Annotated in this window: 20 protein-coding genes; 9 read left to right on the top strand and 11 right to left on the bottom strand. The window is 72.5% G+C overall.

The window, feature by feature from the left end; genetic code table 11:
- The first annotated feature begins 99 nt into the window (after nt 1-99).
- The 3 genes from hpt (at nt 100) to folE (ending at nt 3,633) form a co-directional block, all read left to right on the top strand.
- Entirely contained in the window at nt 100-660 is a 561-nt protein-coding gene (gene hpt / locus AB0L21_RS13470; RefSeq protein WP_030342680.1) for a hypoxanthine phosphoribosyltransferase, read from the top strand.
- A gap of 195 nt (nt 661-855) precedes the next feature.
- Entirely contained in the window at nt 856-2,895 is a 2,040-nt protein-coding gene (gene ftsH, locus AB0L21_RS13465; RefSeq protein WP_165951823.1) for an ATP-dependent zinc metalloprotease FtsH, read from the top strand.
- Nucleotides 2,896-3,027: 132 nt separating this feature from the next.
- Nucleotides 3,028-3,633: a GTP cyclohydrolase I FolE gene (folE, locus tag AB0L21_RS13460; protein WP_030651447.1), complete on the top strand. Its 606-nt coding sequence runs from the start codon at nt 3,028-3,030 to the stop codon at nt 3,631-3,633.
- A 36-nt stretch (nt 3,634-3,669) separates the two neighbouring features.
- Here the strand turns inward: folE and AB0L21_RS13455 are convergent, their stop codons facing one another.
- The 6 genes from AB0L21_RS13455 to AB0L21_RS13430 all read right to left on the bottom strand — a co-directional run bounded on the left by AB0L21_RS13455 (nt 3,670) and on the right by AB0L21_RS13430 (nt 8,834).
- Entirely contained in the window at nt 3,670-4,158 is a 489-nt protein-coding gene (locus tag AB0L21_RS13455) for a DUF3180 domain-containing protein (RefSeq protein ID WP_365699208.1), read from the bottom strand.
- 73 nt (nt 4,159-4,231) lie between these two features.
- The gene (gene folK, locus AB0L21_RS13450) at nt 4,232-4,843 is read right to left on the bottom strand and encodes a 2-amino-4-hydroxy-6-hydroxymethyldihydropteridine diphosphokinase (protein ID WP_365699209.1); all 612 of its coding nucleotides are present in this window, start codon (nt 4,841-4,843) and stop codon (nt 4,232-4,234) included.
- Nucleotides 4,840-5,199 carry a dihydroneopterin aldolase gene (gene folB, locus AB0L21_RS13445; protein ID WP_171154071.1) on the bottom strand — a complete coding sequence of 120 codons (360 nt, stop codon included), beginning with the start codon at nt 5,197-5,199 and terminating at the stop codon, nt 4,840-4,842. Before folB ends, folK begins: the two co-directional genes overlap by 4 nt.
- Before the next feature lie 229 nt (nt 5,200-5,428).
- A complete protein-coding gene (locus AB0L21_RS13440; RefSeq protein WP_365783997.1) occupies nt 5,429-5,962 on the bottom strand; it encodes a nuclear transport factor 2 family protein in 534 nt (177 codons plus the stop codon).
- Nucleotides 5,959-6,873 (bottom strand): dihydropteroate synthase, encoded by a 915-nt coding sequence (gene folP, locus AB0L21_RS13435; protein ID WP_365699211.1) that lies wholly within the window; start codon nt 6,871-6,873, stop codon nt 5,959-5,961. Before folP ends, AB0L21_RS13440 begins: the two co-directional genes overlap by 4 nt.
- 146 nt (nt 6,874-7,019) lie before the next feature.
- The gene (locus tag AB0L21_RS13430) at nt 7,020-8,834 is read right to left on the bottom strand and encodes a phosphatidylglycerol lysyltransferase domain-containing protein (protein ID WP_365783995.1); all 1,815 of its coding nucleotides are present in this window, start codon (nt 8,832-8,834) and stop codon (nt 7,020-7,022) included.
- Between the two features lie 227 nt (nt 8,835-9,061).
- On the opposite strand from AB0L21_RS13430, the gene AB0L21_RS13425 reads away from it, so the two are divergent.
- Together AB0L21_RS13425 and AB0L21_RS13420 are read left to right on the top strand one after the other, a co-directional pair.
- Nucleotides 9,062-10,189 (top strand): alpha/beta hydrolase-fold protein, encoded by a 1,128-nt coding sequence (locus tag AB0L21_RS13425; protein ID WP_365783993.1) that lies wholly within the window; start codon nt 9,062-9,064, stop codon nt 10,187-10,189.
- A gap of 97 nt (nt 10,190-10,286) precedes the next feature.
- Complete coding sequence (locus AB0L21_RS13420) at nt 10,287-11,549, top strand: hypothetical protein (RefSeq protein ID WP_365783991.1); 1,263 nt, start codon at nt 10,287-10,289, stop codon at nt 11,547-11,549.
- A 125-nt stretch (nt 11,550-11,674) separates the two neighbouring features.
- Here the strand turns inward: AB0L21_RS13420 and AB0L21_RS13415 are convergent, their stop codons facing one another.
- Together AB0L21_RS13415 and AB0L21_RS13410 are read right to left on the bottom strand one after the other, a co-directional pair.
- Nucleotides 11,675-13,027 carry a PH domain-containing protein gene (locus tag AB0L21_RS13415; protein WP_365784131.1) on the bottom strand — a complete coding sequence of 451 codons (1,353 nt, stop codon included), beginning with the start codon at nt 13,025-13,027 and terminating at the stop codon, nt 11,675-11,677.
- 38 nt (nt 13,028-13,065) lie between these two features.
- Nucleotides 13,066-13,569 carry a PH domain-containing protein gene (locus tag AB0L21_RS13410; RefSeq protein WP_365699217.1) on the bottom strand — a complete coding sequence of 168 codons (504 nt, stop codon included), beginning with the start codon at nt 13,567-13,569 and terminating at the stop codon, nt 13,066-13,068.
- Nucleotides 13,570-13,600: 31 nt separating this feature from the next.
- Here AB0L21_RS13410 and AB0L21_RS13405 point away from each other — a divergent pair, with 31 nt between their 5' ends.
- Nucleotides 13,601-14,752, top strand: a complete 1,152-nt coding sequence (locus tag AB0L21_RS13405) for an NADH-quinone oxidoreductase subunit D (RefSeq protein ID WP_365783989.1) — start codon at nt 13,601-13,603, stop codon at nt 14,750-14,752.
- A 5-nt stretch (nt 14,753-14,757) separates the two neighbouring features.
- Here the strand turns inward: AB0L21_RS13405 and AB0L21_RS13400 are convergent, their stop codons facing one another.
- The gene (locus tag AB0L21_RS13400; RefSeq protein WP_365783987.1) at nt 14,758-15,933 is read right to left on the bottom strand and encodes an SAM-dependent methyltransferase; all 1,176 of its coding nucleotides are present in this window, start codon (nt 15,931-15,933) and stop codon (nt 14,758-14,760) included.
- A gap of 118 nt (nt 15,934-16,051) precedes the next feature.
- Here AB0L21_RS13400 and AB0L21_RS13395 point away from each other — a divergent pair, with 118 nt between their 5' ends.
- Nucleotides 16,052-17,257: a sensor histidine kinase gene (locus AB0L21_RS13395; protein WP_365783983.1), complete on the top strand. Its 1,206-nt coding sequence runs from the start codon at nt 16,052-16,054 to the stop codon at nt 17,255-17,257.
- A 41-nt stretch (nt 17,258-17,298) separates the two neighbouring features.
- A complete protein-coding gene (locus AB0L21_RS13390; protein WP_030981845.1) occupies nt 17,299-17,970 on the top strand; it encodes a response regulator transcription factor in 672 nt (223 codons plus the stop codon).
- Between the two features lie 57 nt (nt 17,971-18,027).
- Here AB0L21_RS13390 and AB0L21_RS13385 read toward each other — a convergent pair whose 3' ends face one another.
- Entirely contained in the window at nt 18,028-19,131 is a 1,104-nt protein-coding gene (locus AB0L21_RS13385) for a DUF5937 family protein (RefSeq protein ID WP_365699221.1), read from the bottom strand.
- A 162-nt stretch (nt 19,132-19,293) separates the two neighbouring features.
- Between AB0L21_RS13385 and AB0L21_RS13380 the strand changes: the two genes are divergently transcribed.
- Nucleotides 19,294-19,521, top strand: a complete 228-nt coding sequence (locus AB0L21_RS13380; RefSeq protein WP_365783981.1) for a hypothetical protein — start codon at nt 19,294-19,296, stop codon at nt 19,519-19,521.
- Here the strand turns inward: AB0L21_RS13380 and AB0L21_RS13375 are convergent.
- On the bottom strand, nt 19,518-20,690 hold the full coding sequence (locus AB0L21_RS13375) for a beta-eliminating lyase-related protein (RefSeq protein WP_365783979.1): 1,173 nt from the start codon (nt 20,688-20,690) through the stop codon (nt 19,518-19,520). The two genes, AB0L21_RS13380 and AB0L21_RS13375, sit on opposite strands and share 4 nt — an antisense overlap.
- Nucleotides 20,691-20,751: the final 61 nt, after the last annotated feature.

The following is a 20,751-nucleotide window of genomic DNA, read 5'->3' as shown; positions in this document are numbered from 1 at the left end:
CCGGAGTGACCCTCCGGCGGGCCGGGCGGCCGGAGGCCGTGCGTGCGGCCGGAGCCGGTGGCCGCGTACGCGGCCGTAAGTGCGGGACGACCGAAAGTGATGCGGGTGGACGCGAAAGACATGGGTGCCGACCTCCAGCAGGTGCTCATCACCAAGGAAGAGATCGACGCGAAGCTGGCCGAGCTGGCCGCGAAGATCGACGCGGAGTACGCGGGCAAGGACCTGCTCATCGTCGGCGTCCTCAAGGGCGCGGTGATGGTCATGGCGGACCTGGCCCGGGCGCTGTCCACCCCCGTCACGATGGACTGGATGGCCGTGTCCTCCTACGGCGCGGGCACCCAGTCCTCCGGTGTCGTGCGGATCCTCAAGGACCTCGACACCGACATCAAGGGCAGGCACGTCCTGATCGTCGAGGACATCATCGACTCCGGCCTGACCCTGTCGTGGCTGATCAACAACCTCGGCTCCCGCGAGCCCGCCTCCCTGAAGGTGTGCACGCTGCTGCGCAAGCCGGACGCCGCCAAGGTCGCCATCGACGTGGAGTGGGTCGGCTTCGACATTCCGAACGAGTTCGTCGTGGGCTACGGCCTCGACTACGCCGAGAAGTACCGCAACCTCCCGTTCGTCGGTACGCTCGCGCCTCACGTCTACGGCGGCTGAGCCAGTCGGCCCAAGCCCAGTAGGACGATCGGGAACCCCAGCGGGTTCCGCGCCGTTGAAGGATGCAGAGACGGGTTTCCCAGCCGTCGAAACGGCTCCGTGCGGCTTCGGGCAACAATGCTGGGGTACCGTCAGGAGAACTGTCTTATCAAACTCACTATGGCAGGAGGGACGGGGCGGCACCGCTCCGTATGGATGGACGTGAAGCGATACTTCCGTGGGCCGGTCATGTGGATCGTGCTGGCCGTCCTTGCCGTGGTCGTGTTGATGCAGGTCGTCGGCTCGTCCGGCGGCTACAAGACGGTGGACACCGGCCAGGTCGTGGCGGCGATCAACGACAACAGGGTCGAGTCGGCCAAGCTCACCACCGGTGACGAGCAGAGCATCAAGGTCACGCTCAAGGACGGCTTCAAGGTCGAGGGCAGCTCGAAGATCCAGGCGAGCTACATCGGCGACCAGGGCGTGACCATCGCCGGCACGCTGCAGACCAAATACCAGGACAAGCAGATTCCGGACGGCTACACGGTCTCGCCGTCCAAGCAGAACCCGTTCGTCGGCGTCCTGCTCTCCCTGCTGCCCTTCGTCCTTATCGTGGTCGTCTTCCTGTTCCTGATGAATCAGATGCAGGGCGGCGGCTCCCGGGTCATGAACTTCGGCAAGTCCAAGGCGAAGCTCATCACCAAGGACACCCCGAAGACGACCTTCTCCGACGTCGCCGGCTGCGACGAGGCCGTCGAGGAGCTCCAGGAGATCAAGGAGTTCCTGCAGGAACCGGCCAAGTTCCAGGCCGTCGGCGCCAAGATCCCCAAGGGCGTGCTGCTCTACGGCCGCCCGGGTACCGGCAAGACCCTGCTCGCGCGCGCCGTCGCCGGCGAGGCGGGCGTCCCCTTCTACTCGATCTCCGGTTCGGACTTCGTGGAGATGTTCGTCGGTGTCGGTGCCTCCCGGGTCCGCGACCTGTTCGAGCAGGCCAAGGCGAACGCCCCGGCGATCGTCTTCGTGGACGAGATCGACGCGGTCGGCCGTCACCGTGGCGCCGGTCTCGGCGGCGGTCACGACGAGCGCGAGCAGACCCTGAACCAGCTGCTGGTCGAGATGGACGGCTTCGACGTCAAGGGCGGTGTGATCCTGATCGCCGCCACGAACCGCCCGGACATCCTCGACCCGGCGCTGCTGCGCCCCGGCCGCTTCGACCGGCAGATCGCGGTCGACCCGCCGGACCTGCAGGGCCGCCTGGAGATCCTCAAGGTCCACCAGAAGGGCAAGCCGGTCGCGCCCGACGTCGACCTGTCCGCCGTGGCCCGCCGCACCCCGGGCATGACCGGTGCCGACCTCGCCAACGTGCTGAACGAGGCCGCGCTGCTCACCGCCCGCGGCGACCAGAAGCTGATCGACAACAAGGCGCTGGACGAGGCGATCGACCGTGTGGTCGCGGGCCCGCAGAAGCGGACCCGGATCATGTCGGACAAGGAGAAGAAGATCACCGCGTACCACGAGGGCGGTCACGCCCTGGTCGCGGCGGCCTCGCCGAACTCCGACCCGGTCCACAAGATCACGATCCTGTCCCGTGGCCGGGCCCTCGGTTACACGATGGTCCTGCCGGACGAGGACAAGTACTCGACCACGCGCAACGAGATGCTCGACCAGCTCGCGTACATGCTGGGCGGCCGGGCGGCCGAGGAACTGGTGTTCCACGACCCGACCACGGGCGCCGCGAACGACATCGAGAAGGCCACCAACCTGGCCCGCGCGATGGTCACGCAGTACGGCATGACCGAGCGCCTCGGCGCGATCAAGTTCGGAGGCGACAACTCCGAGCCGTTCCTGGGCCGTGAGATGGCTCACCAGCGCGACTACTCGGAAGAGGTCGCCGCGCTGGTGGACGAAGAGGTCAAGAAGCTCATCGAGACCGCGCACAACGAGGCCTGGGAGATCCTGGTCGAGAACCGCGACGTGCTCGACAACCTCGTTCTCCAGCTGCTGGAGAAGGAGACCCTGGGCAAGGAGGAGATCGCCGAGATCTTCGCCCCGATCGTCAAGCGCCCGCCGCGGCCCGCCTGGACCGGCTCCTCGCGCCGCACCCCGTCCACCCGCCCGCCGGTGCTCTCCCCGAAGGAGCTGGCACTGACCAACGGTGCGAACGGCGCGACGGCGGCGATCAGCACGGCGAAGTCCACGGCCGCGGAGTCCGCCCCGGTGACGGAGCAGACCCCGGAGGACCGCTCCGAGAGCTGACCTTGTTGCGGCCACGAGGGCCGGAATGGATGCCGCGTCCCCCAGGTTCTAGCCTGGGGGCGCGGCATCTCGCATGTCCGCAGACGGAACGCGAGGCACACCCGCGTGCAAGGCACAGGAACGAGGAACCAGATGACCGACCCGGTGACGCTGGACGGTGAGGGCCCCATCGGCGAGTTCGACGAGAAGCGCGCCGAGAACGCCGTACGGGAACTGCTGATCGCGGTCGGCGAGGACCCGGACCGTGAGGGCCTGCGGGAGACGCCGGCCCGGGTCGCGCGTGCCTACAAGGAGATCTTCGCCGGTCTGTGGCAGCAGCCGGAGGACGTCCTGACGACGACGTTCGACCTGGGGCACGACGAGATGGTCCTGGTGAAGGACATCGAGGTGTACTCGACCTGTGAGCACCATCTGGTGCCGTTCCGGGGTGTCGCCCACGTCGGCTACATCCCGTCCGAGACCGGCAAGATCACCGGTCTGTCCAAGCTGGCCCGCCTGGTCGACGTCTATGCCCGCCGGCCGCAGGTGCAGGAACGCCTCACCACGCAGATCGCGGACTCCCTGATGAACATCCTGGAGCCGCGGGGCGTCATCGTGGTCGTCGAGTGCGAGCACATGTGCATGTCCATGCGCGGCATCCGCAAGCCGGGCGCGAAGACCATAACGTCCGCCGTCCGAGGTCAGCTGCGGGACGCCGCGACGCGGAACGAGGCGATGAGCCTCATCATGGCGCGCTGAGCGAGCCGCCGAACGGGCCGGGGCGCGGGGCGGTGGTCAGGCCACCGGCTCCGCGCCCGGGTGGTTCTGGTCGTCGTCCTCGGGGAGCTTGCAGACCCGCTCCAGGAAGATGGCGGCGGCTATCACGCCGAGACCGGTCAGGACCGAGAAACCGGCGTAGATCGCCTGGTCGCGGCGGGCCGGGATGTCCAGCAGCTCCAGCAGGAAGACGCCCGTGCCGCCGTACATGCCGGCGACGAGCGCGGCCACCAGGGCGCTGGCCTGGCCGAAGACGACCGCCCGGGCGGCCATCAGCGGGTCGACGCCCTTGGCGCCGGGCCGGCGCTCGCGCTGGGCCTTGAGACGGGCGCGCAGCGACAGCGCCGTCGAGAGCAGGACCACCGCGATCAGCGCGAGGACGATGGGGGCGGCCAGGGGGACGCTGGGAAGGGTCCCGATCGAGTTCCAGAGGCGGGCGCCCGCCCAGGACAGGACGCCGGCCACGACGAACACGCCCGCCAGCACCCTGATGCGCAGCTCTCTCACGGTGTCCCTTCAGTTCCCCCGGACCATCCCGGAGGGTGGTCGTCTTGGTCTTGACCCGTCTCGACCTTAACGACTACTCGGGCAGCCGGAGTTCCAGGTCCGTGCGGGGCGCGACACCCTCACGGGTGACGGCGGACAGCAGGTCGGCCACCGTGCCGCGGCCGGGGAGCTGCGCCTGCGGGTCGACGTCGTGCCAGGGCGCGAGCACGAAGGCGCGCTCGTGGGCGCGCGGGTGGGGCAGGGTGAGCCGCGGGTCGTCCGAGGTGACGTCGGCGTAGGCCACGATGTCGACGTCCAGCGTGCGCGGGCCCCAGCGCTCGTCCCGGACGCGGTGGAAGGCCTCCTCGACGGCGTGCGCCCGCTCCAGCAGGGACGACGGGGGCAGGGTCGTCTTGAGGACCACGACCGCGTTGAAGTACGACGGCTGGCTGCCCGGCTCCACGCCCCACGGCTCGGTCTCGTACACCGGGGAGACGGCCTTCACCCGGAGGCCCGGGGTGTCCTCCAGGGCGTCGACGGCACCCTGGAGGGTCTCCAGGCGGTTGCCGAGGTTGGAGCCGATGGAGATCACGGCCCACTTCGGGTTGCTCAGCGTCGTGTCGGCGGCGTCGACCTGCTCGACGACCGAGGCGGGCACCGGCTGGACGGTCGGGTCGCTGTGACCCTGGCGGAAAGGTCGGGTCATACTCGGCTCCGGGTGATCGTGACGGTCACGTCGTCGAAGGGGACGGTGATCGGGGCGTCGGGCTTGTGGACGCGGACCTCGACCTCCTCGACCCCCTCGTGCTTCAGGCAGGTCCGGGCGATCCGCTCGGCGAGGGTCTCGATGAGGTTCACCGGCTCGCCCTCGACCACGGCCACGACCTCCTCGGCCACGATGCCGTAGTGCACGGTCTTCGTCAGGTCGTCGTCGGCCGCGGCCGGCCGGGTGTCCAGGCCGAGGACGAGGTCCACGATGAAGGTCTGGCCCTCCTCGCGCTCCTTGGGGAACACACCGTGGTGCCCGCGGGCCTTGAGGCCGCGCAGCGCGACACGATCCACGCGAATCACTCCTGCAATCGTCGGGAACGACCGGCCCGTGCCGTGTGCGGGCGGCACACCGGCCTCGGACGAATCTACCTGCGAGCACTGACACAGCCGGGCCGCAGGGGCGTGGGCACGGGCCGGTGCCCGGAGGGTTCACCGGCCGTTTCCCCTGGGGAACCCGGCCCTGTCATGGGCTGGTAGCCGCTCCTACCCCGGGGTAGGTGATTCCAACCACTTCCTCGGGTCAGGCCAGGGGCTCGTCGTCCGGGTTGACGCCGTTCACGTGGTTGTCGTCGTCGTCCTCGTCGGTCTCGGCCAGCACGGGGGAGGCGTGGTGCGACCAGAGCTTCCAGCCGGAGGGTGTGCGCCGGAACACGTTCGTGGCGACGACGAGCTGGCCGACCAGCGGGCCCAGCTCCGCGCCCTCCTCGGGGGCGGGGCCGCCGCTGAGGATGTTCTCCGTGCAGGTCACGAGCGCGGTGTCGCCGGTCACGGAGACGTGCACATCGGTGAGGAAGAACTGGATGTAGTCGGTGTTGGCCATGATCAGGGCATACGACCGCAGGACCTCGCCGCGGCCGGTGAGCACCGGCCAGCCGGGGTGGACGCAGGAGATGACGCCGCTGTCCGCGGGGTCGTGGTACGTCTCGTCCACGCCCAGGTCGCCGGGGGTCAGCCAGAGGGAGGAGACCTCCTCGAAGTCGCCGCGTTCCAGCGCCTCGTAGAAGGCGGTGTTGGCGGCCTCCACCTGCTCGACGTCGGTGTGGGGGGCGCTCACCGGTCTCCTTCCGGCCCGCGCTCGCCGCCGGTTCCGGGCGCGCTCGCCGTGCCGCGCGCCTCCTCCACGGCCCGGGCCACCCGGACCGCGTCCGCCGTGGCGCGCACCTCGTGCACGCGCACCGCCCACGCGCCGGCGTGCGCGGCGAGCGCGGAGACGGCGGCGGTGGCCGCGTCGCGCTCCCGGGCCGGCGGGGGCGCCCCCTGCGGTCCGGCGAGGACCCGGCCGAGGAACCGCTTGCGGGAGGCGGCGACCAGCAGCGGATGGCCGAGGGAGCCCAGCCGGTCGAGGTGGGCGAGGAGGACGAGGTCGTGCTCGGCCTCCTTGGAGAAGCCGAGGCCCGGGTCGACGACGATGCGGTCCGGGGCGATGCCGCCCGCCAGAACGGCCTCCACGCGCGCGTGCAGTTCGTCCACGACTTCGCCGACGACGTCCTCGTAGACGCCCTTGACGTTGCCGCCCTGGAGGAAGCCGCGCCAGTGCATGACGACGAAGGGGGCGCCCGCGTCGGCGACCACCGGGATCATCGCGGGATCGGCGAGGCCGCCGCTGACGTCGTTGACGAGGGCGGCGCCGGCCGCGAGGGACTGTTCGGCGACGGAGGCGCGCATGGTGTCGACGGAGACGACGACTCCCTCGGAGGCGAGGCCGCGCACCACGGGGATGACCCGCCGCAGCTCCTCGGCCTCGTCCACGCGCGTGGCACCGGGCCGGGTGGACTCGCCGCCGACGTCGACCAGATCCGCGCCCTCGGCGACCAGATCCAGGCCGTGCTTGACGGCGACGGTCGTGTCGAACCAGCGGCCGCCGTCGGAGAAGGAGTCGGGGGTCACGTTCACGACCCCCATGACCGCGCACCGGTCCCATGCCGGAAGGCCGGCGACTCGGCCGCGCCCGCTGAGGTTGTTCATACGTTCAGCGTAGGCCCAGGACCGTGCCGGAACGCGCTGTGGCCCGGGCGGAAGCCCCGTGCTGGAGGGGGGTGGGGCTTCCGCCCGGGCCGGTCCCGGGGCCGTGCCGCTCGGCGTGTCGGGGCTCGGGTCGGCAGGTGGGCGGCTCAGGCCGCTCGGACGTCCCGTTCGGTCACCGCGTGCGCGCACGGGCGCTGGGCCGTCGACCGGCGCCGGCGCAGGAAGCGCGGCAACGGCACGGCGAGGTTGACGAAGCCCTCCGCCTGCATGGCGGCGAAGCCGATGCGGGGCAGGTCGGCGGAGGCCCGGTAGACCACGAACCGCGGCTCCCAGCGCGGCTGGAACTTGGCGTTGAACTTGTAGAGCGACTCGATCTGGAACCAGCGCGAGAGGAACACCAGCAGTCCGCGCCAGGCGCGCAGCACCGGGCCGGCGCCGATCTTCTCGCCGCGTGCGAGGGCGGAGCGGAACATCGCGAAGTTCAGCGAGACCCGGGTGATGCCGAACTTCGGGGCGGCCTGCAGGGCGGCGACGATCAGCAGTTCGTTCATGCCCGGGTCGGCGGCGCGGTCGCGGCGCATCAGGTCCAGCGACACGCCGTCCTTGCCCCAGGGCACGAAGTGGAGGATCGCCTTCAGGTCGCCGTACTCACCCGGCTCGTCGTCCTGCTTGTGGGCGGTGGCGATCAGGCAGTCGCCGTCGGCCGGGTCGCCGATGCGGCCGAGCGCCATGGAGAAGCCGCGCTCGGTGTCCGTGCCGCGCCAGTCCTCCGCCGCCCGGCGGATCCGCTCCAACTCGGCCTCGCCGACGTCACGGATGCGCCGTACCCGGGTTTCGTAGCCGGCCCGCTCGATGCGCTTGACCATCTGGCGCACGTTGCGCATCGCGCGTCCGGCGAGCGAGAAATCCGCCACGTCCACCACCGCCTCGTCGCCCAGCTCCAGGGCGTCCAGGCCGGTCTCACGGGTCCACACCTCGCCGCCCGTCTCCGAGCAGCCCATGACCGCGGGCGTCCACGAGTGGGCCCTGGCCTCGTCCATGAAGCGCTCGATGGCGCCCGGCCACGCCTCGACGTCACCGATGGGGTCGCCGCTGGCGAGCATCACGCCGGAGACGACCCGGTAGGTGACCGCGGCCTTGCCGCTCGGCGAGAACACGACGGCCTTGTCACGGCGCAGCGCGAACTGGCCGAGCGAGTCGCGCCCGCCGTGCTTCTCCAGCAGCGCGCGCAGCTTGACCTCGTCGTCCTCGGTGAGGCGGGCGGCCGGGTGCTCCGGGCGGAAGGCCAGGTAGATGGTGGTGACGGCGGTGATCCAGCCGAGGGCGCCGAGGGAGAAGGCGACCGTCCAGGAGGTGTTGCCCTGGTAGTCGACCGGGCCCTCGAAGCCGAACAGACCGTAGATGACGTGCGTCAGCCGGTCGGCCAGGCTCGGGTCGCCGATCGTCCGGTGCGGGTGGACGCTGACGATGACGAGACCGAGAGCGAGGGAACCGGCGCTCATGAGCACGAAGTTCGCGAGCGCGCGCCACCTGCTGCGCGGATCGGGCAGGGCCGCGAACTGGTCGCGGTGGCGCAGCAGCGGCACCAGCAGCACCACCGCGATCAGCATGCCCACGACCGAGTGCCGGTACGCGAACTGCGCCACCGCACCCGCCGGAAGCAGCGCGACCGCCGCGCGCCACGCCCGGCGCTTGCGCCGTTTGAGCCCGTGCGCGAGCAGCAGCAACAGCACGCCCGCGCTGAGCGAGAGCGCCGCCGCGAACGGCCCGAAGGAGCCCGGCAGCACCTCCGCCATGGCGTGCATACGGCTGTGACGGAAGCGCGGGAACACACCCGCCGCGATGTCCAGGACGCCCACGACCGCGGCGGCCCTGCCGACCACAGCGGGAACGGCCTCGGGGCGCGGGCCGCGCAGTACGCGCCGCGCCCGGCTTGATCGGCCCGGAACCCCGCCCGACATTTCCCCATCTATCCTGACAGACATCGCATCCCGTAGTTCTGCGAGAGACCTTGAACCCGGGCCCGATCGGGCATCCGGCGACATTGCGCCCTCTAGGACGGTGTCTCGGGGAGAGAGGTTCACTCCCCACCGGAAAGTCGGGTCAAAGGTCAAGGAAAGCCCCGGGCAAGCCCTCGCAACCTCGCGTGGGCACGACACGGGCGGAAAGCACAGGCAGGAAACAGCCCATGGGTCTCACGAGCAACAAAGTGCTGGTGCTGGCGATTCTGGTCGCCGTCGTGCTGTTCGTCGGCACGGTATGGCTGTGGCCGCGCCTGGCCCGCCCGAACTGGCGGTCCGTCAGCGGGCGGGTCGGTCTGCTGCTGTCCACCCAGGTGGCCCTCTTCGCCTCCGTCGGGCTCGCCGCCAACCAGGCCTTCGGCTTCTACGCCAGCTGGGCCGACCTGTTCGGCCAGGAGACCGACCAGGGGATCGTCGTCGACCACTCGGCCAACGGCAGCACCGGCGGCCCGCTCCAGGTGGTCTCCACCTCCGACGTTCCGGGCGTGAGCGCCGCGCGGCCGGAGACCGGCGGGCAGATACAGAAGGTCGACATCGTGGGCCGTACCACCCACATCGTCACGCCGGCGTACGTGTACCTGCCGCCGGAGTACTTCCAGCCGCAGTACCGCACGCGTACGTTCCCGGTGGCGGTCGTGCTGACCGGCTACCCGGGCACCGCGCGGGCGCTGGTGGAGAAGCTGAACTACCCGAGCACGGCGCAGCGGCTGGCCAAGGACGGGCGCGTGCAGCCGATGATCCTGGTGATGCTGCGGCCGACCGTGGCACCGCCGCGGGACACCGAGTGCGTCGACGTGCCGGGCGGGCCGCAGGCGGAGACGTTCTTCGCCAAGGATCTGCCGGAGGCGGTCCTCGGGCACTACCGGGCCGGCAAGCGGCCGGGCAGCTGGGGCGTCGTCGGGGACTCCACGGGCGGCTACTGCGCGCTCAAGCTCGCCATGCACCACCCGAACGTGTACGCGGCCGGCGCGGGTCTCTCGCCGTACTACAAGGCGCCGATCGACCCCACCACCGGTGACCTCTTCCACGGCGACACGAAGCGGCGCAACCGTGCCGACCTGTTCTGGCTGCTGGAGCACGAGGAGGCGCCGGACACCTCGCTGCTCGTCACCAGCAGCAAGGTCGGCGAGCACAACTACAACTCCACGATGAAGTTCATCCAGCGGGTCCAGGCCACGAACCTGACCCGGATCTCGTCGATCATCCTCGGCAGCGGCGGGCACAACTTCAACACCTGGCGGCGCGAGATCCCGCCGACGCTCCAGTGGCTCAGCGGGCGGCTCACCGACCGCTGAGCCACCGAGGCCCTGACGCCCCGTGAAGCCCACGGTGCGGCCGTGTTTTTACGGGGCGGGGGCCCACGATTCGCCTACGCGCGGTAAGTTTCTGGCCATGCCACGTGGACGCCACCGCCATTCCCCGCCTTTGCACCGGCTGTTGCCCCCGTCGGCGATCGCCGGCGTCTCCGTCGCCTGCGCGCTGGGTCCTTGGGTGTTCTCCGAGGCCACCGTGTTGCGCGCGCTGGCCGCGGCGGCCGCCGCGACGGCGGTCGTCGGCGCGGTCGTGATGCGCCGCTGGGACGCGCAGGCGGGCAAGCAGGTCGCCGAACTCACGCGCGCGCGTGCGGGCGACGAGTGGCGGTACGAGGAACGGGTCGCCGAGCTGGAGACCGACCTGGAGGAATCCCGCGAGCTGCGCGCGAAACTGGAGCAGCGGCTGCGCGCCAAGCGGGCGGAGCTGGCGGGCCTGCGCAACGAGCACGCGGCCCTGCTGCGCCGGTACGCCACGGCGGAGACCGAGCGCGCCAGCGCCCTGGAGGGCCGGCGGCTGCTGGAGCTGGAAGCGGCGGTGCCCGAGCCGGAGCCCGCGCCTTCGTCGTCGCCCGCGCTGCCGCCGGCGCGCAGCGCCGAGCCCGCGGCCGACGCGAGTCCGGAGGTGTCCGGCACCGAGGAGCGGCCGGCGGTGTTCTCACCCGAGGGCGCCCAGCTGTACCGGCGGGCGCTGACGGCTCTGGCGCGGTTCGACCGGGAGGCTCCGGGCAGGACGGAGGCCGAGGGGGAGGACGAGCCCGAGGCGGCGGAGGTCCGGGCCGCACAGCCTGAGCCCGCCGAGCCGGCCGGGTCCGCTGACGCCACCGAGCCCACCGGCGCCACAGAGGCGAGCGAGTCCGCCGAGTCCGATGCCGCCGCGTCGGAACCGTCCGAGCCGGAGCCTCACCCGGCTCCCGACGGCGCCGCCGGGGCCGCGGTTGCCAAAGGAGAACCCGCGGCGGACGGCGTGAAGGAGGGCGCCGGCCCTGCGCCGGCCACCGAACTCGCGCGTCCCGTGGGCCGGCCGCCCGCCGGGCACTTCACGGTGCCGACCGCGGTGGCCGTCGTACCGGCGGCGCCCGCGCGGCGCCCGGTGGTCGAGGGCGGCTTCGACTTCTTCGGCACCCAGAAGGGCGCGCCGAAGGCCACGCTGGACTCCGTGCAGAACGAGGACCTCGCCGACGTCGTCGGCCCCGAGGCGCTCGCCGTGCACAAGGCCGAGTCCGAGGCCGGGTTCAAGGCCGCCGACGCGCGCTCCCGGGGGGTCGGCCAGGTCATCGACCTGACCGCGCACGACGAGACCGAGCAGATCGACATCCAGGGGCTGCGCAGCGCGGCCTCCTGAGCCGTCGTCAGCCGTACGGACCGGCCACCGGGCCCGGCCTCCCCGTGAGGGGGTGCCGGGCCCGAGGCGTCGGTCCGACGGGCCGCATCGGGCAGCCGGTTCGTCGTCCGACGGGGCGGTACCGGTCAGCCGGTGGTCATCCAGCGGTCCGGGAGGGCGTCCCGGCGGCCCGTGCGGGATCGCTCCGCCTGCTCGCCCAGGAGCCGCGCGGCCTCCTCGGCGCCCCGCAGCCGGGCCGTCACGGTCTTGTCGGCGCCGGTGTCCACATGGACGTCGGCGAGCCCCCAGCAGCGCTCCCAGGGCCCCTGCGTGAGCCGTACGCTCTGCACCTTGGCGTGCGGAACGAGCGAGAGCCGGCGGCACAGCAGGCCGCTCCGGGCGGCGAACACGCTGCCGGTGACCGCGAGGCCGTGCCCGCGCCACCACACCGGCAGGCACCACCGGGCCCGGCGCGGCACCCGCGACAGCTCCCGGGGCACGGTCACCCCGGGCAGCACACGCGCGACGACGGTTTCGGCGACCGCGCGCGGGGCGACGGGCATCAGCACGGAGTTGGCGGATCCGGCCACGTCCAGTTCCACCCGCACCCAGTCCGGCCGCCGCCACAGCAGCGGCTCCACGATCCGCACGGTCTGCACCCGGCCCGGCGGCACCGTCTCGTGGGTGCGGTCGAGCAGCCCGTGATCGATGCGGAGCCCGTCCGGGGACTCGCTCACCGTCCAGTCGAACTCCGTGACGAACCGGCCCACGCTGCTCGCTCCGGCCGCGCCGGCCAGGGGCAGGGCGGTCCCGGCGACCGTCCACAGGTTGTGGGTGATGAGCCACAGCACGGTCGGGACCACCAGCGCGGCGCACAACGAGCCCCAGGTGGCGCCCGTCAGCACCAGGGAGCGTGCCAGCTCGCGCGGGGGCACGCGCAGCAGTACACGCGCCGGTGCCTCTCCGACCTCGTGCGCCGTCTCGGGCGCGAAACCCGCCGCCCGCGCGAGCAGTTCCGCGCGCAGGGAGCGCGCCTCCCGCTCGCCCAGGAAGGCCAGCTCGTCCTTGCCCTCGGCGCCCACGACGTCGATCCGCAGCTTCGCGACGCCCGCCACGCGCGCGAGGAGCGGACGCGAGACGTCCACGGCCTGGACGCGTTCCAGCCGGATGTGCGCGGTGCGCCGGAACAGCAGCCCGGTGCGTATGCGCAGTTCGGTGTCGGTGACCGCGTAGTGCGTGAACCACCAGGACAGGAAGCCGTAGAGGCCGGCCGCCGGCACCAGTACCGCGAGACCCAGCAGGAGCACGGTGCCGGTCAGCCGCGCGAGCTGCTCCTGGGCGCCGTTCGGGTCGTGCGCGGCCCAGCCGGCCAGCACGGCGAGCGGCGCCCACGCCCGGCGGAAGGGCGTGACCGGGTGCAGCCGGCGCTCTCTGACCGGCGGGCGCGGCGGTGTGCCGTCACGAGGTGTCCCGCCGTCCGGTGTGCCGTCTTGAGGTATGCCGCCGCCGGGTATGCCGTCGGTGCCGTCGGGGGAGGTCACAGGCCCGCCGATCGTGCCTCGCCCAGCTCGGTCAGCCGGTCGCGCAGGCGTTCCGCCTCGGCCGGGTCGAGGCCGGGGACGGTCGCGTCGGTCGCGGCGGCGGCCGTGTGCAGCTGCACGGTGGCCAGCCCGAAGCGTCGCTCCAACGGCCCGGAGGTCACCTCCACCAGCTGCATCCGCCCGTACGGCACCACCGTCTCCTCGCGCCACAGGACACCCCGGCTGATCAGCAGGTCGTCGGCGCGCTCGGCGTACCGCCACGAGCGCCAGTTGCGCCCCAGCAGCCACCAGCACCAGGCGGCGCACGCCGGCGGCAGCAGCGCCCAGGCCGCCCACGCGGGCCCTACGAGAAGGCCCAGGAGGAGCCCCGCGGCGACCGCGAGCACCACCGTCCACACCACCAGCAGCAGCCGGCGTACCCGCAACAGCCCGGGCCGCAGCCCCCGCCACACCGGCTGGTCCGCCGGCGCTCCGGTCCCTTCGGGACTCCCCGTTTCCATGGGCCCAGCGTACGTAGGGGAAACTGGGCCCATGACTCCTACGACGGAGACCACGGTCGGTATCGGCGGCGCGGCGGAGAGCACCGACATGGTGCTCAACATCGGGCCCCAGCACCCGTCCACGCACGGCGTGCTGCGGCTCAGGCTCGTGCTGGACGGGGAGCGCATCGTGCGCGCCGAGCCGGTGATCGGCTACATGCACCGGGGTGCCGAGAAGCTCTTCGAGGCGCGTGACTACCGGCAGATCATCGTGCTCGCCAACCGCCACGACTGGCTGTCGGCGTTCTCGAACGAGCTGGGGGTGGTCCTCGCGGTGGAGCGGATGCTCGGCATGGAGGTCCCCGGGCGGGCCGTGTGGACGCGCACACTGCTCGCCGAGCTGAACCGGGTGCTGAACCACCTGATGTTCCTCGGCTCCTACCCGCTGGAGCTGGGCGGGATCACGCCGGTGTTCTACGCGTTCCGGGAGCGCGAGGTGCTCCAGAACGTCATGGAGGAGGTCTCCGGCGGGCGCATGCACTACATGTTCAACCGCGTCGGCGGCCTCAAGGAGGACCTGCCGGCCGGCTGGACCGCACGCGCGCGTGAAGCCGTCGCCGCCGTGCGCTCGCGCATGGACGTCTTCGACGACCTGGTGCTCGGCAACGAGATCTTCCGGGGCCGCACGCGCGGGGTGGGCGTGCTCACGCCGGAGACGGTGCACGGCCACGGCGTGAGCGGGCCCGTCGCGCGCGCCTCGGGCGTCGACTTCGACCTGCGCCGCGACGAGCCGTACCTGGCCTACGGCGATCTCCAGGACACCCTGAAGGTCGTCACCCGGAGCGAGGGCGACTGCCTGGCCCGGTTCGAGGTCCTGCTGGAGCAGACCCACAACGCGCTGGACCTCGCCGACGCCTGCCTGGACCGGCTCGCCGAGCTGCCGCCCGGGCCGATCAACCAGCGGCTGCCGAAGGTGCTGAAGGCGCCCGAGGGGCACACGTACGCGTGGACCGAGAACCCGCTCGGCATCAACGGCTACTACCTGGTCAGCAAGGGCGACAAGACCCCGTACCGGCTGAAGCTGCGCTCGGCCTCGTACAACAACATCCAGGCGCTGACCGAGCTGCTGCCGGGGACGCTGGTGGCGGACATGGTGGCGATCCTGGGGTCGATGTTCTTCGTGGTCGGCGACATCGACAAGTAAGGGCCTCACAGCCCGGGCGGGTCCTGAGGGTCCGGCCCCAGGGGGTCCGGGATGCCGACCGGCTGGAGCAGCCAGCCGAAGTCGCCGAGGCCGCCCGGTGCCGTCAGCTCGGCTGCCTCTCCGGCGTTCGCGAGGGCGCGCACATAGGCCGAGGGATCCGTGGAGGCGAGCGCGAGCGGGGGGCGGGCGCCGGTGAGGTCAAGGGCGCGCAGAGCGGCGCGTTGTGTGAGCAGGCGCGCCCTGGGAAGCTCACGTGCCGTTTCGCGGGTCTCCTGCGCCGCGTGAGGGTGTGTCCGCGCCGTGTGCTGGGGCGCGTGCGCTGCGTACGGGGGCGCCGGCGCCGTGCCGGACGGCGTGTGCGCCGCACCGGCTGCCGCCGCGCACGCGTCCAGTGCCACATGGGCCGTGATGTCGCACGAACCGTCCGGAACAGGGGCCGTCTCCCGGCCCTCGCGGAAGCCGGTGAGGGTGCCGTACGGGGGGCGCGCGTCCACGGTGTGCGCGTAGTCCACGGCCACCGCGAGTCCTCGTACCATCCGGTCCACGGCCGACGCCCAGGCCCGGTCCCGGGGCAGCCCGATCTCCGCCCGCAGGCCCTCCTCGGCCGGCAGCGGCCACCAGCGCGCGAGCCAGTCGGCCGGAGCGCCCGTCACGGGCTCCCCGAGCCGTTCGGACCCGTCCTCAGCGACGAGCACCAGCCGGGGCACGCCCGCGGAGTCCACCTCCACCACGTCCACGGGCACGTTGTCCAGCCACTCGTTGGCGAACAGCAGCCCGGTGACCGCGTCCGGGAGGTCGCTCAGCCAGGTGATCCGTCCGTCCAGGCCGGCCGGGCGGTCGGCGATCTCGACGGCGTACGCACGCGCGCGTGCGGCCACGTCGGCCGGCAGGGCGGCGAGCACCCCGCCGACCAGCTCCCCCCGTCCGGCGCCCATGTCGACGAAGTCCAGCACCGGGGGCCGCCCGAGCGCCGCGTCGACCCGGCACAGCAGCCGGGCCACGGCCCGCGCGAACAGCGGGGAGGCGTGCACGGACGTGCGGAAGTGACCCGCCGGGCCCTCCGGGCGCCGGTAGAAGCCACCGGGCCCGTACAGGGCAGCCTCGGCCGCCGCGCGCCAGCCGCGCGGGCCGGAATCCCCGCTGTCGCGGCGGGAGCCCTCCGCCGTCGTCCCATCCGTCACCGCACCAGACTAGGCACACTGATGATCACGGCATCCACCTTGGGGAGTACGCGCGCCGGGCGCGGATCGGTCCTTCGGTTGACCCCTGCACGCATCTGGTTTCCCTACGCTGGGTTACGTGCAGCGCCTCTATGACTTCCTCCGCCGCCACCCGACCTGGGTCGACTCCTTCTGGGCCGTCGTCCTGTTCGGGCTGTCCGCGCTGAGCGTGGTCAATCTCGACGGGGTGCGAGGTCACCACGGGACGATCGCCGGCGGGATGGCCGTGTCCACCGTCCTGTGCGTCGTCGTGGCGCTGCGCCGCCGTTTCCCGGAGCCGATGCTGCTGCTCGCCCTGGTGACCGGCCTGGCCCAGCTGATCCTGGACGTCGAGACGACCGTCGCCGACTTCGCCATGCTGGTGATCACCTACACGGTCGCGACGGTCGGCGCGCGCTGGGCCTCCCGGCTGGCGCTCGCCGTCAGCCTCTGCGCGGCGACCGCCGCGCAGATCCGCTGGCCGGTCGAGGACACCGGCTTCCTCGGGCAGGCCGCCATAGCGGTCTTCCAGACGGTGCCCTTCGCCCTCGCCTGGGTGCTCGGCGACTCCATTCGCACCCGGCGGGCCTACTTCGCCCAGCTGGAGGAGCGCGCGGCCCGCCTGGAGAAGGAGCGCGAGGCGCAGGCGAAGGTCGCGGTCGCCGCCGAGCGCGCCCGTATCGCGCGCGAGCTGCACGACGTCGTCGCGCACAACGTGTCGGTGATGGTGGTACAGGCCGACGGCGCCGCCTACGTCCTGGACGCCGCCCCCGACCAGGCGAGGAAGGCCCTGGAGACGATCTCCTCCACCGGCCGTCAGGCCCTGGCCGAGATGCGCCGCCTGCTGGGCGTGCTGCGCACCGGCGAGCACCAGGAGAGCGGGGAGTACGTCCCGCAGCCCGACGTCGAGCAGATCGACGATCTCATCGAGCAGTGCCGCAGCTCCGGCCTCCCGGTCGACTTCAAGGTGGAGGGCACCCCGCGGCCGCTGCCCAGCGGCGTGGAGCTGACCGCGTACCGGATCGTGCAGGAGGCGCTGACCAACACCCGCAAGCACGGCGGGCCGGACGCGGGCGCGAGCGTGCGCCTGGTCTACTTCGACGACGGCCTCGGCCTGCTGGTCGAGGACGACGGCAAGGGCGCCCCGCACGAGCTGTACGAGGAGGGCGGCGCCGACGGGCAGGGGCACGGCCTGATCGGCATGCGCGAACGCGTCGGCATGGTCGGCGGCACCCTGGACGCCGGCCCGCGCCCGGGCGGAGGATTCCGCATCAGCGCCCTGCTGCCGCTCAAACCGGCGCACTGACCGACCCCTGACCCTCCCTGATCCCGAACGGAAGAGGCCCGATGACGATCCGCGTGATGCTCGTGGACGACCAGGTGCTGCTGCGCACCGGGTTCCGGATGGTGCTCGCCGCCCAGCCGGACATGGAGGTCGTCGCGGAAGCGGGCGACGGCGTCGAGGCCCTCCAGGTGCTGCGGTCCACCGCCGTCGACGTCGTCCTCATGGACGTCCGGATGCCGAAGCTGGACGGTGTGGAGGCCACCCGGCGGATCTGCGCGGAGCCGGACGCGCCGAAGGTCCTCATCCTGACCACGTTCGACCTGGACGAGTACGCCTTCTCCGGGCTGAAGGCGGGCGCCTCCGGCTTCATGCTCAAGGACGTGCCGCCCGGTGATCTCCTCGCCGCCATCCGTGCCGTGCACAGCGGTGACGCGGTCGTGGCACCGTCCACCACCCGGCGCCTGCTGGACCGCTTCGCGCCGATGCTGCCCTCGGCCGGCAAGGAGCCCCAGCACAAGGAGCTGGAACGCCTCACCGAGCGGGAGCGCGAGGTCATGGTGCTGGTCGCGCAGGGCCTGTCCAACGGCGAGATCGCGGCCCGGCTGGTGCTGAGCGAGGCGACCGTGAAGACCCATGTGGGCCGCATCCTGACCAAGCTCGGCCTGCGCGACCGGGTGCAGGTCGTCGTGCTGGCGTACGAGACGGGGCTGGTGCGCGCCGGCGGCCACGGCTGACGGCCACGGCCCGGGCCCGCTTCCCCAGCGCGGGACGCCGGGCCGGGCCCCGCCTCCTCAGCGCAGTACGCCCTCGATGAAGTCGCTGCCCAGCCGGGCCACCGCGGACAGGTCCAGCTGGTGGTGGACGTACCGGCCGCGGCGGCAGCCGGTGATCAGGCCCGCCTTCTTGAGCACCGTCAGATGCCGGGATATCTCGGGCGCGGACATGCCGTGCGCGTCGGCCAGTTCGCTCGTGGTGTGCGGGGCGCGCGCGAGGTGCCGGCACAGCCGCATCCGCACCGGGTGGGCCAGCGCCTCCAGCCGGCGCGTGAGCTGCTCGACGGAGGGCGCCTGCGGCCGGGGACCGCTCGCGGGGTACATGACCGAGGGCTGCCAGCCGTAGCGGTGCAGGACCATCACGTGCGGCCAGCCGAGGCTGGTCGGCACCAGCACCAGACCGCCGTCGCCGGTGGCGGTGCGGCCCACCAGCAGTTTGTCGACCGTGACGAGCCCGGCCTCCTCGTCCAGCGAGACGGCCCCGGACAGGGACGCGAGGGCCTCGCCGAGTCCTTTGCGGCGCAGCAGCTCGGTCTTGTGCCGGGCGTCGGCGGCCAGCTGGGGCTGGACGCGGGCCCAGACGTCGGCGAAGAAGGCGTCGTCGCAGTCGAGCATCAGCCGGCGGAACCAGGCGCGCACGGCCGGCGGATCGGTCAGCAGGCGGCGCGTGAACCGCTCCTGCACGGCGCCGCGCGCGGCGGCCAGTTCCAGGGAGCGGCGGCGCAGCTCCGGGTCGTCGAGCGGTCCGGGCTCCTGGACGTCGTAGCGCAGCTGGCAGGTGAACTCCAGGGCCGCGTTGACGAACTGTTCGTCCGTCAGTTCGTCCAGCTGGTCCAGTTCTTCGGCGAGCGTGGCGCCGGGGAGCGCGCGCCCGCCCGGCAGGCCGGCGAACGGGGCGAAGACGTCCGAGAACGTCGTGCGCCACAGGAAGTCCGCCTCGCACAGCCGGTCGGCCAGGCAGGGCTCCAGCCGGGAGGAGACGGCGGTCGCCCAGCCCCGCAGCTCCGGGTGGTGCCCGGGCTCGCTCAGCGCGTGCAGCGCCATCCCCAGCTCCGCCAGCGGGGAGGGCACGACGGAGACCCTCTCCAGGGGCAGTCCGGTGATGTCGATGGTCACGCTCATGCCCCCATGGTGCACCGGGCCACTGACAGTGCCCCCGTGGATTGACGGCAGCCGTCAATCCACGGGACATCCGCGCTGAGCAGGGGCAGCGTTGAGGACACCGGGGCAGCCGCGGAGCCCGATCAGTCACCGGTCAGCCACGTCCCGAGAAGGCGGTTCGCCATGAGCATCACCCAGCAGTACCTCCTCGACAGCTACCGCGCCCGCCTGCACGGCGAGCCCGGGCCGCCCGCGCCGGGCCGCCACGACCTCGACCTCGTCCGCGCGGTGCGCGATGACCGGCGCTTCCGCGCGGTCATCGCCGGACGCCCGGCGCACGGGCGGCTCCGGCGCACCCTGACCCGCCTGCTGCGCGCCCTGACCCGCCGGCTGCGCACCCGCGCCCTCTAGGCCCTGTCCGGTAGGCGGTCCACGAAGTCCCGTACGGCCGCGCGGACGTCGTCCGCCGTCCACTCCAGTCCCGCGGCCTGGACGCCGACCTCGGTGAACGCGAGGTCCGGCCCTCCGGCGTTCCAGGCGTTCGCGAAGAGCATCACCGAGGTCTCCTCGGCCTGGCGGAGGGCCGCCTCGGCGGCCGTCTCCGGCTCGTACGGCAGCCACACCTGGAACTGGTGGGTGTGCGGCTCCTCCGGGTGGACGCGGGCCCAGGGCACCCCGGCCGCCGCGAAGCCCTCGCGCAGCGCGGCGGCCACCACGCGCGCGTGCCGCACGTACTCGGGCAGCCGGGGCACTTCGCGGTCCAGGCCGATGAGCGCGGACAGGACGGTCGGGAACTGCTGGAAGATCATGCCGCCGTACCGGTGCCGCCAGGTCTTCGCCTCCTCCACCAGCGTCCTCGGACCGGCGAGCGCGGCGCCGCCCAGACCGCCGACGGACTTGTAGAACGACACGTAGACGCTGTCGGCGAGGCCGGCGATCTCAGCCAGGGGACGCCCGAAGTGCTCGGTGCACTCCCACAGGCGCGCGCCGTCGAAGTGCACCACGGCGTCACGCTCCCGCGCCGCCTCGACGGCCTCGGTCAGCTCCTCCCAGGTGGGCAGCACGAATCCGGCGTCCCTGAGGGGCAGCTCCAGCATCAGCGCGCCGAAGGGCTCTTCGAGGTCGCGTATCCCGGCCGCCGTGGGCAGCCGGCGCCCGCCGCCCACCCTGACCGGACGCAACCCGCTGACCTGGCTGAACGCCTGCCGCTCATGGACCTCCGGGTGGGCCAGCGGGTGGAGGGCCACCGCCGGGTTCCCGGTGCGGGCCGCCCAGCAGCGCAGGGCCACCTGCTGGGCCATGGTGCCCGTCGGGAAGAACGCGGCGGCCTCGGTGCCGAGCAGCGCGGCGACCCGCTCCTCCAGGGTGGCCACGATCCGGTCGCCGTAGACGTCCCCGGGCTCGTCCAGGTCGTACACCTCGGCGCCGGCCTCCTGGAGCAGCGCGAGCCGTTCGCGGATCGAGCCCCGCGGGGTCGCGCGCGCCAGGATGCGCCGCGCCTGCCGCTGGGCGGCCCTGTGCCGCTCCCGCGTCCGTTCCTCCGCCGATCGCCTGTCGTCCTGCTCAGCCACATCAGTCATGCCGTGGATCATGCCCGGCACGGCCCCGCGCGGCAGCCGGGTTCTCCTGCGCCGAGGACGA

Origin of the sequence: Streptomyces sp. NPDC052721 (assembly GCF_040678315.1) — a bacterium.
Taxonomy (GTDB): Bacteria; Actinomycetota; Actinomycetes; order Streptomycetales; family Streptomycetaceae; genus Streptomyces.
This window is presented reverse-complemented; position numbering and strand designations above follow the sequence as displayed.

Coding starts and splice junctions, on each gene's coding strand:
- folE (WP_030651447.1), top strand. CDS start 3,028: ATGACCGACCCGGTGACGCTGGACGGTGAGGGCCCCATCGGCGAGTTC.
- AB0L21_RS13405 (WP_365783989.1), top strand. CDS start 13,601: ATGACTCCTACGACGGAGACCACGGTCGGTATCGGCGGCGCGGCGGAG.
- hpt (WP_030342680.1), top strand. CDS start 100: ATGCGGGTGGACGCGAAAGACATGGGTGCCGACCTCCAGCAGGTGCTC.
- AB0L21_RS13380 (WP_365783981.1), top strand. CDS start 19,294: ATGAGCATCACCCAGCAGTACCTCCTCGACAGCTACCGCGCCCGCCTG.
- AB0L21_RS13390 (WP_030981845.1), top strand. CDS start 17,299: ATGACGATCCGCGTGATGCTCGTGGACGACCAGGTGCTGCTGCGCACC.
- folP (WP_365699211.1), bottom strand. CDS start 6,873: ATGAACAACCTCAGCGGGCGCGGCCGAGTCGCCGGCCTTCCGGCATGG.
- AB0L21_RS13385 (WP_365699221.1), bottom strand. CDS start 19,131: ATGAGCGTGACCATCGACATCACCGGACTGCCCCTGGAGAGGGTCTCC.
- ftsH (WP_165951823.1), top strand. CDS start 856: ATGGACGTGAAGCGATACTTCCGTGGGCCGGTCATGTGGATCGTGCTG.
- AB0L21_RS13420 (WP_365783991.1), top strand. CDS start 10,287: ATGCCACGTGGACGCCACCGCCATTCCCCGCCTTTGCACCGGCTGTTG.
- AB0L21_RS13375 (WP_365783979.1), bottom strand. CDS start 20,690: ATGACTGATGTGGCTGAGCAGGACGACAGGCGATCGGCGGAGGAACGG.
- folK (WP_365699209.1), bottom strand. CDS start 4,843: ATGACCCGACCTTTCCGCCAGGGTCACAGCGACCCGACCGTCCAGCCG.
- AB0L21_RS13430 (WP_365783995.1), bottom strand. CDS start 8,834: ATGTCGGGCGGGGTTCCGGGCCGATCAAGCCGGGCGCGGCGCGTACTG.
- AB0L21_RS13425 (WP_365783993.1), top strand. CDS start 9,062: ATGGGTCTCACGAGCAACAAAGTGCTGGTGCTGGCGATTCTGGTCGCC.
- AB0L21_RS13410 (WP_365699217.1), bottom strand. CDS start 13,569: ATGGAAACGGGGAGTCCCGAAGGGACCGGAGCGCCGGCGGACCAGCCG.